Here is a 17,076-nt window from a genome sequence, read left to right on the forward strand (position 1 = left end):
AACAACCCCATGCAAAGGAGTCCGCGGCTGCCAGCGTTCGACACGGCACGTTCGACACGTTCGACACGGCAACTTGACACGTCGGGCAACTCAGCGGTATTCTTCTATTATCCAGAAATTCTGCAGAGCGACCCGACCGGGCGATCCGGTATGCTGCGGCTTCTCGGCTCCAGCACTCCCGTCTCTGAAATCCGTGCGCGCGGTTCTCTCCCCGTCGTCGTCCCGGCGAAGGCCGGGACCCATACGCCGCGGCAGGCGTTGTGGGTGGGACTCGTCGTTCCAGCATCGCGTAACAATTTGCATTTGGGGTTATGGGTCCCGGCCTTCGCCGGGACGACGATGAGGATGAGTTCGCGATTCAAGGCGACCCACCACGCGATGACATCACCCGCGCATGCGCATGTAGGTAATCATGGCATTCGAGGCTACTCGAAATCCCCCGCCGTCAGCACGATCGGCTGGCCGTGCGGGGTGCGGTCGGCGGCGTGGTCCCAGGCGTCGCGGTAGCGGTGCAGTGTCTCATGCGTCGTGACGCCCTTGGCGGCGACGAGATGTTCGAGCGTCGCGAGCCAGTGCTGGTAATAGGTCTCGCCGGTGTCGGGATCGCCGGCCGCCTGCGCGCGCTTGATCTGGTCGGCGAGCGCGGCGGCCCATTCGGGCCAGGTGAACACGCCGCGGTCATGCAGCGTCAAGGCCATGGCGAACGCCTGCGCCTCCCACGGTGCGCGGAATACCGGGCCGTCCTGGTCGCGGGGAATGCTGGAGACGGCGCTGGTGGCGCGCGCGGCGGCACCTGCATCCATCACACGGCCTCCAGATACGGCTCGAACGCGTCGATCGAGACCTTGATGGTCGGATCGGAGTCCGGTCCCCACAGCTCGCGTCCGTCGAACACGACGGTGTACAGCCATTGCGGATGCTCGCCGGCGTCGTTGGCCACGGTATCGGGAAATACGTGACAGCCATGATCGCGCTCGACCACCCCGACGTGACCGCGCACGTAGCGTGGCAGCCGTGTGTGCGTCGCGGGATGGATGTTCTTCGCCCGCACCCGATCGCCGGCCTTGAATTTCGCAGGCCCCGGCGCGGCGCGGCCGAACTTGCCGCGCACCATCACGCGCTCGACATCGGCGACGGAGAACTTGCCGTGCTTGAGCGATTTCGCCGGCGCGACGGAACGTCCGGCGGCGACATCGTCGTTCGAGATGAAGCCCTTGTCGAGCAGCAGGGCCTCCAGCCCGAGCAGCCATTTCCTGTAGTAGGAGCTCGACAGATAGACCTGCGGCGGCAGGGTCTCGCGATAGAAGCGCGAGGCGTCGATGTTGAAGGCGCCGGCCGCGCCCATCGCGCGGACCATGGCGAGCACCCGGGATTCCCATTCCTCATGGAACATCGGCTCGTTCGTCTCGGGCTCGACCTTGCCGAACCCATCCATGCCGCCCATGTCGTGGACGCCGTTCATGACGGCGCTCCCGGCTTGTTGGGAAAGCCGGTGCCGATCATGGAATCGCGCGTCACCAGCTCGGCGAGCTGGTCTTCGCTCCAGCCCTCGGTGCCTTCGGGCCGCATCGGCAGCACCAGGAAGCGTGTTTCCGCGGTCGAATCCCAGACCCGGATTTCCGTCTCCTTCGGCAGGCTGACGCCGAAATCGGCGAGCACGCCGCGCGGATCCTTGACCGCGCGCGAGCGATAGGGCGAGGCCTTGTACCAGACCGGCGGCAGCCCGAGCATTTCCCAGGGATAACAGGAGCACAATGTGCAGACGACCATGTTGTGGCGGCCGGGCGTGTTCTCGATCGCGACCAGATGGTCGCCGACCCGGCTGACATGGCCGAGGGTGCCGACCGCCTTGCTGGCGTCCTCGAGCAGCGCCTTCTTGAAGGAGGGATCGGTCCAGGCCTTGGCGACGACCCGGGCGCCGTTATGCGGGCCGATCTTGGTCTCGTAGGCCTGCACGATGGCGTCGAGCGCGGCAGCCTCGACATAGCCCTTCTCGGTCAGGATCGATTCCAGCGCGCGGACGCGCAGTTCGGTCTCCGACAGTTCGGAATGGTCGTGATCGTGGTGGTGATGATCATGTTCGCTCATACCCACAGAATAGGCGAAACCGTCGTGCTATGTCGAGGCAGGCAGTACACAAGAATGCGAGCGGGGAGGTATGCGTGGTTGACTATGTGACGATCGAGAAGGGCCTCGGGCCGGACGGCCGCATCGGCGTGGTGCGGTTCGACCGCGGCGACGGTATCAACGCGCTGTCGCCGGAGGCGCTGCGGCAGCTGACTGACGCGGCGCGCAGTTTCGAGGACGATGGCGAGACCTCGGTGGTGGTGCTGACCGGCGGTGCCAAATCGTTCAGCGCCGGCTTCGATCTCAAGGATGCCGAAGGGCGTTCGCGCCAGACCATGGATATGGGCACGCTGCGCCGGCACCTGAAGCTCGGGCCGCGGCTGACGCGCGCCTGGCAGGACATGGAGCAGGTCACGATCGGCGCGATCGAGGGGTTTTGCGTCGGCGGCGGCGTGGCACTCGCGGTCGCGCTGGATTTCCGCGTCATGGCGCGCGATGCGCATATTCGGGTGCCGGAAATCGCGCTCGGCATGAACATGAGCTGGCAGAGCGTGCCGCGCATGCTGCATCTGATGGGACCGGCGCGCACCAAGCAGGCTGTGATCCTGGCCGACGACCGGATCTCGGCCGAGGAGGCCTACGAATGGGGCCTAGTGGAGCAGGTGACCGATCCTGGAAAGTCATATGACGCCGCGATGGCGCTCGCGGCCAAGGTCGCCGCCCAGCCGCCGATCTCGGTCGCGATGACCAAGCTGACGGTCAACCGGCTCGCACATGCGCTCGACGATCTCGCCAGCCACATGGACCTCGACCAGTTCGCGCTCGCGAGCCTGACCGAGGATCACAAGGAAGGCGTCGCGGCCTTCCTCGGACGGCGGAAGCCGCACTTCAAGGGGCGCTGATGCGTGTCGTTCAAGAGCCTTTCCAAGCTTCGGATCCAGGCTTCGGAATGGCGAAGGCCCTGACGCCGGGCCGGTGCGTCAGGGCCTTTGCGGTGCGGAGACGGCCCCAGCGCCTTTGCGGGCCCTGGGGCCGACGCTGGGGTCATCCGCCTGCACCGTTGTCGAGACCGAGCAGGCAGCGCGCACCATGCGCCCATCACCGGCATCCGCATTTGCCTATGTGAATCGCGCCTCTCGATCCTAGGTTCCCGAGATCAAGGCTGCGCAGTGGCGAGCGATCGTTGCTTCCTCGTTTGTCGCCATGACGAGCACGTCCACTGAACTGTCCTTGCCAGCAATGTGCAGCTCTGCCGCGGCGTTGGCGGATGGATCGAGCTGGACACCCAGCCATCGCAGTCGTTCGCAGACCTGGCTGCGAACCTCGCTGGCGTGCTCGCCGATACCGCCGGTGAACACCAGGCATTCCAGTCCGCCCAGCGTGCCAGCCATCGCGACGACCTGCTGCGCGGTGCGGAACGTGAAGAGATCAACCGCTTCCTTCGCGGCGGGCTCCTTGCTTGCGAGCAGGACACGCATGTCGGAGGAGATGCCCGAAACGCCGAGCAGCCCCGATTGGTGATAAAGCAGCTGCTCAAGGTCGTCGACCGACATGCCGTTCTGCTGCTGGACGTAAAGCAGAACGCCCGGATCGATCGTGCCGCAACGGGTCCCCATGACCAGGCCGTCGAGGGGCGTCAGACCCATCGTGGTGTCGATGCTCCGGCCGTTGCGCATGGCGCAGAGGCTTGCGCCGTTACCGAGATGCGCCACCACGGTGCGCTTCGAGGAAAACTCCGGCGAGATGTCGGCAAGGCGGCCCGCGACATATTCAAAGGAGAGGCCGTGAAAGCCGTAGCGCCGAATGCCGGCGCGTTCGAGATGTCTCGGGATCGCAAACCGATTGACGGGCGGCGCGAGGCCATGATGGAACGACGTGTCGAAGCATGCGACCTGCATCAGTTCCGGCCGGATCGCGCTGATTGCCCGGATTGGCGTCAGGCACCGAGGCTGATGCAGCGGCGCCAGCGGGGTGAGGGCGTCGAGGACGGCAAGCACCGTCCGATTGACTTCGACCGGTCGCGGAAATTCGCGGCCGCCGTGTACGACGCGATGCCCGACGGCACGCAGCCGCTCGCCGAGATGATGTTCGATCCGTGCCAGGACGTCGGCGAGCAGCCGATCGGGCGGCGCATCTGGTTCGGCTTGCTCCAACGCGAACGACGCGCGGCCGGCCGGATCGGTGAAGACCAATCGCGAGGCGCCCTCGTGCTCATCGATCTGCGCCTTGCAGAGCAGCTTGGGATCGGCATGTGAAGCATCGAAAACGCCGAACTTGATGCTCGACGAGCCGGAGTTGACGACCAGAACCGCATTGGAGGTCGGCATGGCTCAACCGCCGGATTTGGCAGGGGTGGCGCCGCCGGTGCCGTTCGGCCAGACCCAGTCTCGAACCTCCGGCATGTCCTCGCCATGCTCGCGCACATATCGCGCATGCGCGATCAGGGCATCCCGGTATCCTTGCTTGATCTGTGCGGCCTTGGTGGCGAGCCCCGGCACGCGCTCGATCACCTCGATCGCGAGATGATAGCGGTCGAGCCCATTGAGAACGACCATGTCGAAAGGTGTGGTCGTCGTGCCTTCCTCTACAAAGCCGCGCACGTGCATGTTGTCGTGATTGGCCCGGCCATAGGTGAGCCGGTGGATGAGATATGGGTAGCCGTGGTAGGCAAAGATGACGGGGCGATCGCGCGTGAACAGGCTGTCGAAGTCGCGATCGCTGAGGCCATGAGGGTGCTGTTGCATCGGCTGCAGCGTCATCAGGTCGACGACGTTGACCACGCGGATCTTGAGGTCGGGCAGGGCCTTGTGCAGCAGATCAACGGCGGCGAGCGTCTCCAGCGTTGGAACGTCACCCGCGCAAGCCATCACGACATCGGGCTCGCTTGTGGCATCTCCGGTTCCGGCCCACGTCCAGATGCCAGTGCCGGCGTCGCAATGGGTGGCGGCGTCCTGCATCGAAAGCCATTGCGCGGACGGTTGTTTGCCGGCGACGATGACATTGATCCGATCGTAGGTCCGCAGGCAGTGATCGGCGACCCATAGCAGCGTGTTGGCGTCGGGCGGGAAATAGACACGGACGATGTCGGCTTTCTTGTTGGTGACCAGATCGACAAAGCCGGGATCCTGGTGGCTGAAACCGTTGTGATCCTGGCGCCAGACATGCGACGTCAGCAGGTAATTGAGCGAGGCGATCGGACGCCGCCACGCCAATTGGCGCGAGACCTTCAGCCATTTGGCGTGCTGGTTGAACATTGAATCCACGATGTGGATGAACGCTTCATAGCAGGAGAAGAAGCCATGGCGTCCGGTCAATAGATAGCCCTCCAGCCAGCCCTGGCAGAGATGCTCGCTGAGGACTTCCATGACACGGCCGTCTCGAGCGAGATGGACATCATACGGCTCGGTCGGCTCCATCCAGACCCGGTCTGTGGCTTCGAATACGGCATCCAGCCGGTTCGAGGCGGTTTCGTCAGGCCCCATGATGCGGAAATTGCCGGTATCGGCATTCAGCTTGAGGACATCGCGCAGGTATTTTCCGAGCTCGTGGGTCGCTGCGGCGACCGTCTGACCCGGATGCTTCACGTCGACGGCAAATGCGCGGTAATCCGGCAGCCGGAGCTCGCGTTTCAGAAGGCCGCCATTGGCGTGCGGATTGGCGCCCATCCGGCGGTTCGCGGTCGGGGCGAGGGCCTGGAGCTCCGGGATCAGCGCACCATCCTTGTCGAACAGTTGCTCTGGATGATAGCTGCGCATCCAGTCTTCAAGCAGCCTGAGATGCGCGGGGTTGTCGCGGACTTGCGCGATCGGCACCTGGTGCGCGCGCCAAAAGCCCTCGACTTTGAGCCCGTCGACCTCCTTCGGACCCGTCCAGCCCTTTGGACTGCGCAGCACGATCATCGGCCAGCGCGGCCGCTCCGATCGTTTGCCGCCGCGCGCCTCGGTCTGGATCTTGTGAATGACTGCAAGCGCCTCATCCAGGGCAGCGGCCATGGCGCGATGCATCGGCATCGGATCGTCGCCCTCGACGAAAAGCGGCTCATGTCCGTAGCCGCGAAACAGGTTGCGGATTTCTTCGTCGCCCATCCGCCCGAGCACCGTCGGATTGGCGATCTTGTAGCCGTTGAGATGCAGGATCGGCAGCACCGCGCCGTCACGCGCGGGATTCAGGAACTTGTTCGAGTGCCACGATGCAGCGAGCGGACCGGTTTCCGCCTCGCCGTCGCCGACGACGCAGGCCACGATCAGATCGGGATTGTCGAATGCCGCGCCATAGGCGTGGACCAGCGAATAGCCGAGTTCGCCACCCTCATGGATGGAGCCGGGCGTTTCCGGTGCTGCGTGGCTTGGGATACCGCCGGGGAAGGAAAACTGCCGGAACAGTTTGCGCAGACCGTCCATGTCTCGGCCGACATCGGGATAGATCTCGCTATAGGTGCCTTCGAGATATGTGTTCGCCACCATGCCCGGACCGCCGTGTCCCGGACCGCAAATGTAGATGACGCTGAGATCGAGCGCGCGAATGACCCGATTGAGATGGGCATAGACGAAATTCAGGCCCGGCGTGGTGCCCCAATGGCCGAGCAGGCGGGGCTTGATGTGTTCCTTGCGCAGCGGCTCGCCGAGCAGCGGATTGTCGAGAAGATAGATTTGCCCGACCGAAAGGTAATTGGCGGCGCGCCAGTAGCGGTCGAGCAGATCGAGATTGCTGGCGATCGTTCTTTGTTCGATGGTTGCTTTCATGGAGCCAACTCCTCCCCAAAACTATCACAACAGCTACAGGTTGATCCGGCCGGTGATGATCGTGCTCGACTGATGGCGGGGCCGGGCGGGACGTCGGGCAGCGATAGCGGCGGCGGTTCTTGGCTGCGGTTCTTGGCTGATGCATTGCGTTCGCTGGCTCCAACCGCAGGCGCCGACCCTCGTTCCTTCGTTTGCCGCCTTGGAGCGGCGCACCCGCTGCAGCCTAGCGGTGACGGCGACTGGTTTGTTCTTCGGCATCGGCAAACGAGCCATCTCCGGGCGGGATCACCGGTCTCTCATATGTAAATGCCGGAACTAGGCAGAGAGATGACAAGCGGCAGCGACTGATGTTTCGACCGCGATTCGATATCCGCCATAGTCAGCCGAAGGTGCAGTTGATGAATCTCATCGACCGCTACTTTTTCGCCGCAACGATCACTGTGACAATTGTACTCTGGCTGTACGTCGGGTTGCTGGTGGCCGGTAGCTGACGGCGCGCGCCTGCAAAATCGGGACCACCCTCCGCCTTGAATTCCCGCTCTTTGAAATGGGCCATGACCGCTGTCCTAACGGTGCGCGGAACGACGCGCCTGGGAAACCCAACCGGCGGGAGAACGTTAACGCCTCGATCATCCGCGAAGATCAACTGGCAGAGGTACTGCTATGCGTACGATCTTGATCGTGGAGGACGAGTATTTCATTGCCGATGACTGTGCCACGCTGGCACGACAGGCCGGCTATCACGTCGTCGGCCCGTTCGCTTCGATCGACGAAGCCCGCCCGCACGCGTCCGGAGCGTCCGGCGCGCTGATCGACATCAACGTCAATGGAACCTCGTCCTACAAGTTGATCGATACCCTGCTTGCGATGGGAACACCGGTCACCCTGTATACCGGCTACGACCCCAGCACGCTGCCGGAGAAGTATGCGCACCTCCCCGTGGTAACCAAGCCGCGCGGGTGTGCGGAGGCTCTCGGGATCTTGTGCAAGCAGATGAGCGTCGCCGAATAGCCGGCGAGCTCAACGCAGATCGGTGCACGCGCCGCGGGCTGGCCGCGTCCGATCCGGCAGGACGCCGTAGGAACTGTTTTGCTGAGTTGCCCGTCGGCGCCTGTCGCTTGGCCGAATGGCCATCTCCGGCGCCTCGGGCTTCCGGCACAGCACTTTGTTGGCAACTTTCCTGGTCGAGGTTTGTTGTCTCCTCATCACCGGCCAGGGCTCTGCCCGTAGGCGTCGGTGGCTGAGAGACCGATTGTGCTCCCGCCTGCATAACAGGGACACGCCATGCCCATCGAGCGGCAAATCTATCGTCTTTCCAATTACCGTGATCTCAACGATACCGAGCGGATGATCCGGGTCGTCGAGCACGCGCGCAAGCTCCTCGCCGAAAGCCGCGCCAGCACGTTTCTGGGCCGCAAGACGCAGGAACCCTTCCCGCAGGCGGAAAGCCAATATGGAATCCTGAATCCTGACCTGTGTTGAGCTTTCGCACCTTGCGGAGGCGGAACCATGCTGGATGGGGTGATTACTGTATCAGCCCCGCCGGGGAGCAGGACATGAAGCGGCGCATCGACGCCGGCGACGACCGCGTTCGAACGATCTTCGATGTCTCATGAGATACGTTTGTCGCACTGCCTCGGAGCAAAGCCGCTTCGGACTTATCACATGACAGGGCGGCGGCAGCGATCGGGTGACATGTTTCGTCGATGATTGATCCCCTGTTCGCCCGCGCTCAGCTTGCCATCGAAGAAAGTCTCACTTTGCGCGCACAGAAGCGATCGCTCGCGGATCAGCGAGACGATCAGCTCGCCGAGTTGCGGCAATCGGTGCGTAATTCCGCGAGCACGCGCATGGAGATCAAGGCCCACCGCGACAACAGTACGTAAGGCTTTCGCTGGTGGGGGCGGGCACTTGCAATATCCCGACCGGCCGGTGGGTCGACTTGCGGGCATCGACTAGCGGGCCTTGATGAAGCGTTCGAGATGCGCGAAGAATTCGTAGCTCAGCGCCAATCGTCGCCAGGACCTGGCCAGCAACTCGTAATCCTTGCGCGTCCTTTCGACGCCGGACGTCGCGGCCAGACGGTCGGCCTCGTCGGCCAGTTGCCGGCATTCCGCGATCCGATCCGTTGAATCGTACAGTGTCGTTGTCCTTCCTGAAAACGATGGGAGAATGCATCACGCCGCCGGTTCACCGGAGATCGTTAGCCGAGACAATCAGACAATATGAGCGTCACCCGGCCTCAAGGTCCTGAGCTGCGCGACGACGAGGCGCAACTCGTCCGCCAATTGGGCGTTACGGATGCGGGTTTCCGTAACGGTTGAGAGGTCGGCGACCAGCGCGCGTTCTGCGGCCCTCTGCTCCAGCAGCTCGATACGTCTTTCGATCTCGGTCATTACGCACCCCCGGTCCGATATCGTGACCGGAGTATCGTGAGGCCCTCTGCAAACCTCCGCACTAACATTTGCAAATGCTCCAGCGGATTATTCGTGTCCGGCGGCATCATTGCCGCGCAGGATCATGCCGGCGAGCCCGTGCGCCATGGCGCGATGATCGAACGGCTTCTCCCACAACGGAACGTCCGCGAACTCGCTGCTCAGCACGATCTTGTCGTATCCCGAGGTGAACACCATCGGCACGCCGCGCGCCTGCAGCTCGCGCGCGACCGGATAGATCATCTGCTTGCGGATGTTTACATCGAGCACCGCACCATCGATCACGCCGCCGTCGTGAAGGATACGAAGCGCAGCGTCGATGTCACCGGCCGGCCCGGCGATATCGGCACCGAGCGCGCGCAGCGCGCTGCGCATGTCGTCGGCAAGGAAATATTCGTCTTCGACAATCAGGACGCGCCGTCCGGTCAGGAGAGGGCGTTCGCGCAAAGGTGCAAATTCAGACATGTCGATTCCGGCCGTACCCGGTGTGATGTCGTCGCAAAATTGGAACATAAGCCGAATGCTCGCCTTGTTGTAAATAATATTGGAAAAGGCAGGTTCCATGTCCAATCGGGACATCATCGTCATCGGCGGTTCGGCTGGAGCGACTGCACCTTTGAAGCAGATTCTAGGGCGGCTGCCGGTGGATCTGCCGGCCGCGGTCTTCATCGTATTGCACATACCGTCTCACGGCATCGGCATTCTCTCCACGGTCGCGAGCGCAGCCGGCAAGCTGCCGGTCCGGCAGGCGGAAAGCGGCATGGTCATCGAAAATGGTCACGTCTATCTGGCGGCGCCGGACCACCATCTGCTGATCCAGAACGGCCACCTGATGCTCGGCCGCGGGCCACGCGAAAATCTGGTCCGGCCGGCGATCGACGCGCTGTTTCGCTCGGCCGCACTGCACTATGGACCGCGGGTGATTGGCGTTGTGCTCAGCGGCCTATTGTCCGACGGCGCGGCCGGCCTGAACGCGATCAAGCGCTGCGGTGGGATCGCGCTGGTTCAGGAGCCCCGGGACGCGATGTCCGATGAAATGCCGCTCAGGGCATTGGAAGCGACCACGGTTGACCTCTGTATCCCGGGTGCACGGCTTGGCGATGTGCTGTCCGATCTGGCTCGGGAGCGGCCCGGCGCGATCCTGCCGATTCCGCCCGAGATCGTGCTGGAGGTGAAGATCGCGGCGGGCGAGCGCATCGGCAGCGACACGCTGATCGATATTGCGGATCCCGCACCGCTGACCTGTCCGGGATGCGGTGGCGTCCTTTCCGAGCTCAAGGTCGGGCACCCGCTGCGATTTCGCTGTCAGGTCGGTCACGCCTATACGGCCGACGCGCTTGCCAAGGAGCAGGAGGGCCGGGTCGACGAGGCGCTTCGGGTCGCACTCCGCATCATCGAGGAGCGCGCCGAACTGGTGCACCGGATGGCCGAGGACGGCCGCCAGAGCGGTCGCCCGGCGGTCGCGCAAATGTATGACGCGCGCGCCGCTGAATATCGCGAATACGCCGATATGATCCGGCGAGTCATGCTACAATCGCTCGATCCGAAGCGACCGGCGCGGAAGGAACCGTGATGGCCAGCGCTGAGCATGCGAACTGGGCCGAACAGCTGCGGTCCGAACGTGCGCTGCTGGTCAAGGCGGACGTCGATATCGAGGAGGGCTGGAGGCGGCTGCGCAGCCAACAGGATCTGCTGGATTGGCTGCAACGGGCCGGTCACGACACTGTGCAAGCCGAGCGGCTGGTCGGCTTGCTCAAGCAGACCCTGATCGAGTGGGAGCGGCATCGAAGCCTGATCGTGCAGCGGGTCGCATATCTCGAGGAGCGGGTGACATCGCACTAGCGATTGGGAGGAGGATCGGGGACGCGCCTCAGTGCCCTGAACTCCGCTCCAAGTTCGAACATGTGGTCAAACTGCTGCAGGACGCGCTGGCGCCAGAGGTCGTTCTCGTCGATGAGGCGATAGGCTTCCGCGGTCGCCCGTTCCGCGCGCTTGATCAGGGCCGCGAGCTCTCCGGATCCATCTATCGTCGGGTCGGCTGCCATCACCTAACTATGACCCTTCCGGCTCTGGGCGGCAATCGATCCCGAAGGCGAGGTTCCGGCGAGGTTGGAGAATTCCTACCTATCCCGTTGGGATAGGACTAAACTCTGCTATCAAAAGACGCGGGCGAGATGCCAGCAGGAGAATGAGAGCCGCTGCAATCATGGATGATGTTGGCCAACCCCAGAGCGGAGACGAAGAGCGCCAGTCCAAGGGGCCGCTGATCATAGGTGTGGGCGCGTCCGCCGGCACCCTCGACAGCATCGAGCGGTTCTTCTCGAAGCTGCGGCTCAATCCGGACCAGGCCGTCGTGCTTGTGTTGCAGTACCGGGATGCCATCGAGGACACCCGGTTGCGCGAAGCCTTGCAGCGATCGGAAGGCGCCCGGCTGTCCGAAATCAGCGACGGACAGCTCGTCGAGGGCGGCGTGATCCATCTGTGTCCGTCTGACATGATCACCACCGTTCATGGCGACCGTTTCGCCGTGCGGCGCGCCGAGCAGGCGCGCGCCGAGCGGGCAACCATTGACAGCTTCCTGGTGTCGCTGGCGGAGGAGCGCGCCGAGGAATCGATCGGCGTGGTGCTGGCCGGCACCGGCGGCGATGGCACGCTCGGGGTCGCGACCCTGAAAGATCATGGCGGCCTGGCGATCGCCGAGCGCATCGGGGAGGGCGAACCCGATCCGCACGCGGAAGGCAATTCGGCCGTGGCGATCGCGGATTTCGTCCTGCCGCCCGAGGCCATTCCCGAGCATATCGACGTCTATGCCCGCCACCTGCGCCGGCTCGAGGAGAAACAGGGGTTCGACGAGGTGCTGGCTGCGGCGGCAACATCGCTTGCGCGCATCGCGGATATCCTCCGCAACAAGACCGGAAACGATTTCCACGGCTACAAGCAGAACACCTTCCTGCGCCGCGTCCAGCGCCGCATGCAGGTGGTGCAGATCGACGATATCTCCGCCTATGTCGATTTCCTGAGAAACGACAAGGACGAGGCGCAACATCTGTTCAACGACCTCCTGATCGGCGTCACGGAATTCTTCCGCGACAAGAAGGAGTTCGATGTCCTGGAAACCCAGATCATCCCGAAGATATTCGAAGGGAAGGGCGTCGGCCAGCAGGTGCGTGTCTGGGTGCTTGGCTGCGCGACCGGCGAAGAGGCCTATTCGATCGGCATCCTGCTGCGCGAGCATATGGCCGGTCTCGACTCGGTGCCGCAGGTGCAGATCTTCGCGACTGACATCGACGGGCGCGCGCTCGCCGCCGCGCGCGTCGGGCGCTATCGCACCAGCATCGAGAACGATATGACGCCGGAACGGCTGGCGCGCTGGTTCGTACGCGAAGGCGACACCTACTGCGTCGTCAAGGAGCTGCGCGAGATGTGCATCTTCTCGCAGCACAACGTCATCAAGGACGCGCCGTTCTCCAAGCTCGATTTGATCTCGTGCCGCAACCTGCTGATCTATCTCAATGCCGAGCTGCAGAATCGCGTCATCCCGCTGTTCCATTTTGCGCTGCTGCCGGACCGGTTCCTGTTTCTCGGCAATTCCGAGAACGTCACCCGGCATCCGAAGCTGTTCGCGCCGGTCGACCGGCGCGCACGCATCTTCAAGAAGCTCGAGACCGGGACGCGGCTGCCGCCGGAATTCCCGATCACGACGGCGGCCGGGCGAGCCGCGATCGACATACCGCCGGTCCGCTCCATCGGCCCCGATGTCGGCCTCGAGCGCCGCGCCCAGCGCATCGCCGAGCGCTATGCGCCGGCCTATGTGATCACCGACGACCACTTTCACATCCTGCATTTCTCCGGCCGCACCGGCCGCTATATCGAGCCGACCGCAGGCACGGCGACCCTCGACCTGCTGCAACTCGTGCACCGCGACCTCAGGCTTGAGCTGCGCACGGCGCTCAGCCGTGCCGCGGAAACCAACGAGGCCGCGCATGCCGAGCAGGTGCAGCTCGGCGTCAACGGGCATCGCGTGCTGGTCGACATCACGGCCGAACCAATTCTCGACGGCCCTGCGGGTCACCGCAATTTTGTCGTGCTGTTCAAGGATGGGCCGATCCGCCCTGTGGATCGCGCCGAAACCAATCCCAACGTTCTGGTCAGGACCGAGCATGTCGAGCGGCTGGAAAGCGAGCTGCGCGCCACCCGCGAGCGGCTGCAGGCCACCATCGAGGAGCTCGAAAGCACCAATGAGGAACTGAAATCCTCCAACGAGGAATATCAATCGCTCAATGAGGAGCTGCAATCCGCCAACGAGGAACTGGAGACCTCGCGGGAGGAATTGCAGTCGGTCAATGAGGAGCTGACCACCGTCAACGGCGAGCTGGCGCATCGGGTGCAGGAACTGACCCGCGCTACCAGCGACCTGAAGAACTTCCTCGAGAGCACGCAGATCGCGACCGTGTTCCTGGACAACGATCTGAAGGTGATGAACTTCACGCCGGCGATCACGCATTTGCTGCATCTGGTCGAGACCGATGTCGGCCGCCCGATCGCGCATATCAAGGCGCGTATCCCGATCGAGGAGCTCTACGACGATGTGCGGCGCGTGCTGCGGACGCTGGCCAGCGCCGAGCGCGAGCTGACCGCGCCCGACAGCGGCACGCGCTATATCGTGCGCATCCTGCCGTACCGCAGCATCGACAATTTCATCGCCGGCGTCGTGATCACCTTCATCGACGTCACCGCGATCACGCGGGCCGAGGAGCGGCAGCGGCTGCTGCTTGCCGAGCTGCAGCATCGCGTGCGCAACACGCTCGGCGTGGTCCGCTCGATCGCGCGCCGCTCGGCCGAGACCAGCGCGAACGTCGAGGACTACGCATCGCATCTCGACGGCCGGCTCAACGCCTTCGCGCGGACCCAGTCGCTGGTGACCCGCGATCCGGAAGGCGGCGTCGACCTCGAATATCTCGTGGTCGAGGAATTGCTTGCGTACAACGCGAAGGAAGGCGAGCAACTGAAGGTCGCAGGTCCCAGGATCCGGCTCCAGCCCAAGGCCGCGGAGACCTTCGCGCTGGCACTCCACGAGCTCGCAACCAATGCCTTGAAGTATGGCGCGCTGAGCGATACGGCCGGGCGCATCGACGTCTCATGGCGCATCGATGATGCGGCCGATCCGCGGCAACTGCTGTTCGACTGGCGCGAGCGCAACGGGCCCGCGGTGGCGCCGCCGCGCCGCAGGGGATTTGGATCCGATCTCCTGGAGCGGACGCTGGCGTTCGAGTTCAAGGGCAAGAGCACGCTCGAGTTCAATCCGTCGGGACTGCACTGCACGATCGCCATACCGATGAACCCGCAAGCCATCCATACGCCGAGCATGGGGAGCTAGATGCATCCCCCGATCCTCGAGGGAAATCTGGCGCAGCCGGTGATCCGGCGGCTCAATGCCCTGCGGCAATTGTCCGAACGCGGGATCGCGTTGCTGCAGCAGGCGATCCAGGACGGGCTGCACCGCGCCCGCCCGGGCGAGGACCTCGCGACCGAGGGCGATCCGGTCGAGAGCGTCAGGATCATCCTGTCGGGCTGGCTCTGCCGCTACAAGACGCTGCCGGACGGCCGCCGCCAGATCGTCAATTTCATCCTGCCGGGCGACAGCTGCGATGCCTGCGTTTATCTGCTGTCGGTGATGGATCATTCGATCGGCGCATTGACCCCGGTCACCTACGCCGACATCAAGCGCCCGGCGTTCGAGCAGTTGCTGGCGGGCGACCGTTCGCTGGAGGAAGCGCTGTGGTGCGAAACCATGGTGAACAGCGCGATCCAGCGGGAATGGACGGTCAATATCGGGCGGCGCGTGGCGCTGGAGCGGGTCGCGCATCTGTTGTGCGAACTCTATGAGCGCCTGCTGCCGGTTGGAATGATCGACGGCGATTCCTGCCTGTTCCCGGTCACGCAGATGGATCTCGCAGATGCCACCGGCCTGTCGGTGGTCCACGTCAACAGGACGCTGCAGGAGCTGCGCGGCTCCGGCCTGATCGTGCTGCGCGACCGCATGCTGACGATCAACGACCTGAAGCTGCTCAAGGACACGGCGCTGTTTTCGGCCGACTATCTGCACACCAAGCGGCGCGGCTGAGACGCGGCAAGGCGGCTCTATGCTGCTCCCCCTGAAATCGCGACGGATGCCGGTGCGGCGGGCGCGCGAGGCGCCGCAGGCGTTCGCTGATGCGATCCTTGAAATGTCGCAGCGGGACTGACGCGGAGGCGCGTCATTTTGCAGAGCGCACTGACGATCTGAACATGACAGTGATTTGTCGCGACGAAGACAGCGCGACGGTCGGCCGCGCAAGATTTGGATACGGCTGTTAACATACTTGAACTCCTCTCGCGCGGTGTCGCGCTACGATGCAGTTCGATCCACGAGGGCAGGGAGGCAATCATGCTCGATGGAGAGACGGCCGCAGTGCTTCGCGCGGTGCTCGACGAGGTCTGCGGAGGCGTGCCGCGTTCGGATACGACAAAGCGGACCAACGTCGCCTCTGGATTGCTGCAGGCCATTCGCGAGGGACGCTCGTCAATCGATGAGCTGCGCATCGCAGGCCAGGCCGCGTTGCGCACCGCCCCGAGCATGTGGCGCTAGGCGGTCTGATCGGGCAATCGCAACGGCACGATTGTGCGTCGCACATTTGCAGACGTTAGTGCCGGAACTGATTGCGACGCGCATGCTCTCGCGAGCTGACGCGCCGACCGGCCGTCAGCGCTAACCAGGAGAACCCCGCTACGACCCCAGCTCTCCACCCCTGAGCTGGGGTCACTTGTGTCGAACAGAGAGTGGAGCCACAGCGATCGAGCAGAGCTCGTCGAGGGCTCCTCGATCTCGTCCTCCGGTCACGTCCAGCCGCCATGATGGTGAAGGAACGTTCAGGAAAGTTCCGATCCTGTTCCTGCAACATGCGCGGACGCCGGTCGTTATCACGGCGTACTAGAAAGGAGGATGCCATGACGAAGCTTACTTACGCTCTTGCCGCGGCTGCGGCACTCTCGATAGCGGCACCGACCGTTGCGAGCGCGCAGGGTGTGGGCATCTATGTCGGCCGCGACCACGGCTACTACGGCGATCGATATTATGGTGGCCCGCGCGTCGACGTATACCGGCATGACCGGGGCTGGCACCACGGCTGGTACAACCATCATCGCGACTACTACCGCGACCGCGGCTTCGTGATCCGTGGTCATGACTGGGACGACGACTAACGGTGCTGGTCGCACGTCGTGATGAGCAGATCGCGACGACCAATGAGGGCCTCGCTTCGGCGGGGCCCTTTTTTGTGTGTGCCGAGCATGACCGGCAGTTTGGAGGTGGAAGTCCTCTATCCAGCCTGATGACGGTGAAGGATTAGCGAAGCGCAAGGGCGTCATCGCGAGGTGGGGTCTGAAGGAAGCGTGGAGCAAAGCCGCGGCCCGATGGACAAAAACCGGATAACGAGGCCTACCCGGCCGGACGAGCGAGCACGTGATCGCGAAGTCCACGGTCATCAAGGGCCGGGGTGGTAAATCCGGCGGGCGTGCGGCGAAGGCGGTCGATCTTACCTCGGGAGATCTGCGCTGCGTCTCGGCAACGAGACTGAGGTCGTCGTAAGGCGATCTGACCGCAGTGCAGAAGTCAGCAGAGGGCATAGTAGGCGGAACGAGTTTCGCCGAAGGCCTGAACGCTGGAAGTGACGAGTAGATGCAGCGATATCGCATCGGCCATGCGACTGAATTCCGGGCAACTGGCCTCGGAACGGCGGGAAGGGGTGAAACCCTGACTGACGCTGATCAGAGGAGTCGAAGCTGGCGCGACG

General features: G+C 63.8%; 19 protein-coding genes. 10 read left to right on the forward strand and 9 right to left on the reverse strand.

Going from position 1 to position 17,076, the window contains the following annotated elements:
• Positions 1 to 425: 425 nt before the first annotated feature.
• Genes ACVIYL_RS32065 through nthA form a run of 3 tightly spaced genes read right to left on the reverse strand, consistent with a single transcriptional unit; the run spans position 426 to position 2,088 of the window.
• Positions 426 to 803: a nitrile hydratase accessory protein gene (locus tag ACVIYL_RS32065; RefSeq protein ID WP_229192093.1), complete on the reverse strand. Its 378-nt coding sequence runs from the start codon at positions 801 to 803 to the stop codon at positions 426 to 428.
• Positions 803 to 1,462: a nitrile hydratase subunit beta gene (gene nthB, locus ACVIYL_RS32070; protein WP_310884685.1), complete on the reverse strand. Its 660-nt coding sequence runs from the start codon at positions 1,460 to 1,462 to the stop codon at positions 803 to 805. Before nthB ends, ACVIYL_RS32065 begins: the two co-directional genes overlap by 1 nt.
• Complete coding sequence (gene nthA, locus ACVIYL_RS32075; RefSeq protein WP_456780512.1) at positions 1,459 to 2,088, reverse strand: nitrile hydratase subunit alpha; 630 nt, start codon at positions 2,086 to 2,088, stop codon at positions 1,459 to 1,461. Before nthA ends, nthB begins: the two co-directional genes overlap by 4 nt.
• 74 nt (positions 2,089 to 2,162) lie before the next feature.
• On the opposite strand from nthA, the gene ACVIYL_RS32080 reads away from it, so the two are divergent.
• The gene (locus ACVIYL_RS32080; protein WP_456780513.1) at positions 2,163 to 2,969 is read left to right on the forward strand and encodes an enoyl-CoA hydratase/isomerase family protein; all 807 of its coding nucleotides are present in this window, start codon (positions 2,163 to 2,165) and stop codon (positions 2,967 to 2,969) included.
• A gap of 240 nt (positions 2,970 to 3,209) precedes the next feature.
• On the opposite strand, the gene ACVIYL_RS32085 is transcribed toward ACVIYL_RS32080, so the two are convergent.
• The 3 genes from ACVIYL_RS32085 to ACVIYL_RS32095 all read right to left on the reverse strand — a co-directional run bounded on the left by ACVIYL_RS32085 (position 3,210) and on the right by ACVIYL_RS32095 (position 7,365).
• Entirely contained in the window at positions 3,210 to 4,394 is a 1,185-nt protein-coding gene (locus ACVIYL_RS32085; protein WP_456780514.1) for an acetate/propionate family kinase, read from the reverse strand.
• 3 nt (positions 4,395 to 4,397) lie between these two features.
• Entirely contained in the window at positions 4,398 to 6,809 is a 2,412-nt protein-coding gene (locus tag ACVIYL_RS32090) for a phosphoketolase family protein (protein ID WP_456780515.1), read from the reverse strand.
• A 415-nt stretch (positions 6,810 to 7,224) separates the two neighbouring features.
• On the reverse strand, positions 7,225 to 7,365 hold the full coding sequence (locus ACVIYL_RS32095; protein ID WP_456780516.1) for a hypothetical protein: 141 nt from the start codon (positions 7,363 to 7,365) through the stop codon (positions 7,225 to 7,227).
• Positions 7,366 to 7,472: 107 nt separating this feature from the next.
• Here ACVIYL_RS32095 and ACVIYL_RS32100 point away from each other — a divergent pair, with 107 nt between their 5' ends.
• From ACVIYL_RS32100 to ACVIYL_RS32110, 3 genes are all read left to right on the forward strand, one after another.
• Entirely contained in the window at positions 7,473 to 7,820 is a 348-nt protein-coding gene (locus ACVIYL_RS32100) for a response regulator (RefSeq protein WP_057018642.1), read from the forward strand.
• Positions 7,821 to 8,093: 273 nt separating this feature from the next.
• Complete coding sequence (locus ACVIYL_RS32105; RefSeq protein WP_076828802.1) at positions 8,094 to 8,291, forward strand: hypothetical protein; 198 nt, start codon at positions 8,094 to 8,096, stop codon at positions 8,289 to 8,291.
• Between the two features lie 224 nt (positions 8,292 to 8,515).
• Positions 8,516 to 8,695 (forward strand): hypothetical protein, encoded by a 180-nt coding sequence (locus tag ACVIYL_RS32110; protein ID WP_076828803.1) that lies wholly within the window; start codon positions 8,516 to 8,518, stop codon positions 8,693 to 8,695.
• A gap of 330 nt (positions 8,696 to 9,025) precedes the next feature.
• Here ACVIYL_RS32110 and ACVIYL_RS32115 read toward each other — a convergent pair whose 3' ends face one another.
• Together ACVIYL_RS32115 and ACVIYL_RS32120 are read right to left on the reverse strand one after the other, a co-directional pair.
• Positions 9,026 to 9,205, reverse strand: a complete 180-nt coding sequence (locus ACVIYL_RS32115) for a hypothetical protein (RefSeq protein WP_456780517.1) — start codon at positions 9,203 to 9,205, stop codon at positions 9,026 to 9,028.
• Positions 9,206 to 9,292: 87 nt separating this feature from the next.
• On the reverse strand, positions 9,293 to 9,913 hold the full coding sequence (locus ACVIYL_RS32120; protein WP_456781985.1) for a hypothetical protein: 621 nt from the start codon (positions 9,911 to 9,913) through the stop codon (positions 9,293 to 9,295).
• On the opposite strand from ACVIYL_RS32120, the gene ACVIYL_RS32125 reads away from it, so the two are divergent.
• Both ACVIYL_RS32125 and ACVIYL_RS32130 read left to right on the forward strand, forming a co-directional pair.
• Positions 9,807 to 10,817 carry a chemotaxis protein CheB gene (locus tag ACVIYL_RS32125; RefSeq protein ID WP_456780518.1) on the forward strand — a complete coding sequence of 337 codons (1,011 nt, stop codon included), beginning with the start codon at positions 9,807 to 9,809 and terminating at the stop codon, positions 10,815 to 10,817. The genes ACVIYL_RS32120 and ACVIYL_RS32125 overlap by 107 nt on opposite strands.
• Positions 10,817 to 11,086, forward strand: coding sequence for a hypothetical protein (locus ACVIYL_RS32130; RefSeq protein ID WP_456780519.1), 270 nt, complete (start codon positions 10,817 to 10,819; stop codon positions 11,084 to 11,086). The genes ACVIYL_RS32125 and ACVIYL_RS32130 overlap by 1 nt, the downstream gene beginning before the upstream one ends.
• Here ACVIYL_RS32130 and ACVIYL_RS32135 read toward each other — a convergent pair.
• On the reverse strand, positions 11,083 to 11,289 hold the full coding sequence (locus ACVIYL_RS32135) for a hypothetical protein (protein ID WP_456780520.1): 207 nt from the start codon (positions 11,287 to 11,289) through the stop codon (positions 11,083 to 11,085). The genes ACVIYL_RS32130 and ACVIYL_RS32135 overlap by 4 nt on opposite strands.
• A 161-nt stretch (positions 11,290 to 11,450) precedes the next feature.
• On the opposite strand from ACVIYL_RS32135, the gene ACVIYL_RS32140 reads away from it, so the two are divergent.
• The 4 genes from ACVIYL_RS32140 to ACVIYL_RS32155 all read left to right on the forward strand — a co-directional run bounded on the left by ACVIYL_RS32140 (position 11,451) and on the right by ACVIYL_RS32155 (position 16,486).
• Positions 11,451 to 14,621, forward strand: a complete 3,171-nt coding sequence (locus ACVIYL_RS32140; RefSeq protein WP_456780521.1) for a CheR family methyltransferase — start codon at positions 11,451 to 11,453, stop codon at positions 14,619 to 14,621.
• On the forward strand, positions 14,622 to 15,368 hold the full coding sequence (locus tag ACVIYL_RS32145) for a Crp/Fnr family transcriptional regulator (RefSeq protein ID WP_456780522.1): 747 nt from the start codon (positions 14,622 to 14,624) through the stop codon (positions 15,366 to 15,368).
• Between the two features lie 303 nt (positions 15,369 to 15,671).
• The gene (locus tag ACVIYL_RS32150) at positions 15,672 to 15,872 is read left to right on the forward strand and encodes a hypothetical protein (RefSeq protein WP_028331978.1); all 201 of its coding nucleotides are present in this window, start codon (positions 15,672 to 15,674) and stop codon (positions 15,870 to 15,872) included.
• Positions 15,873 to 16,231: 359 nt separating this feature from the next.
• Positions 16,232 to 16,486: a hypothetical protein gene (locus tag ACVIYL_RS32155; RefSeq protein ID WP_156436345.1), complete on the forward strand. Its 255-nt coding sequence runs from the start codon at positions 16,232 to 16,234 to the stop codon at positions 16,484 to 16,486.
• The last annotated feature ends 590 nt before the right edge of the window (positions 16,487 to 17,076 follow it).

The organism is Bradyrhizobium sp. USDA 3315, assembly GCF_054056795.1.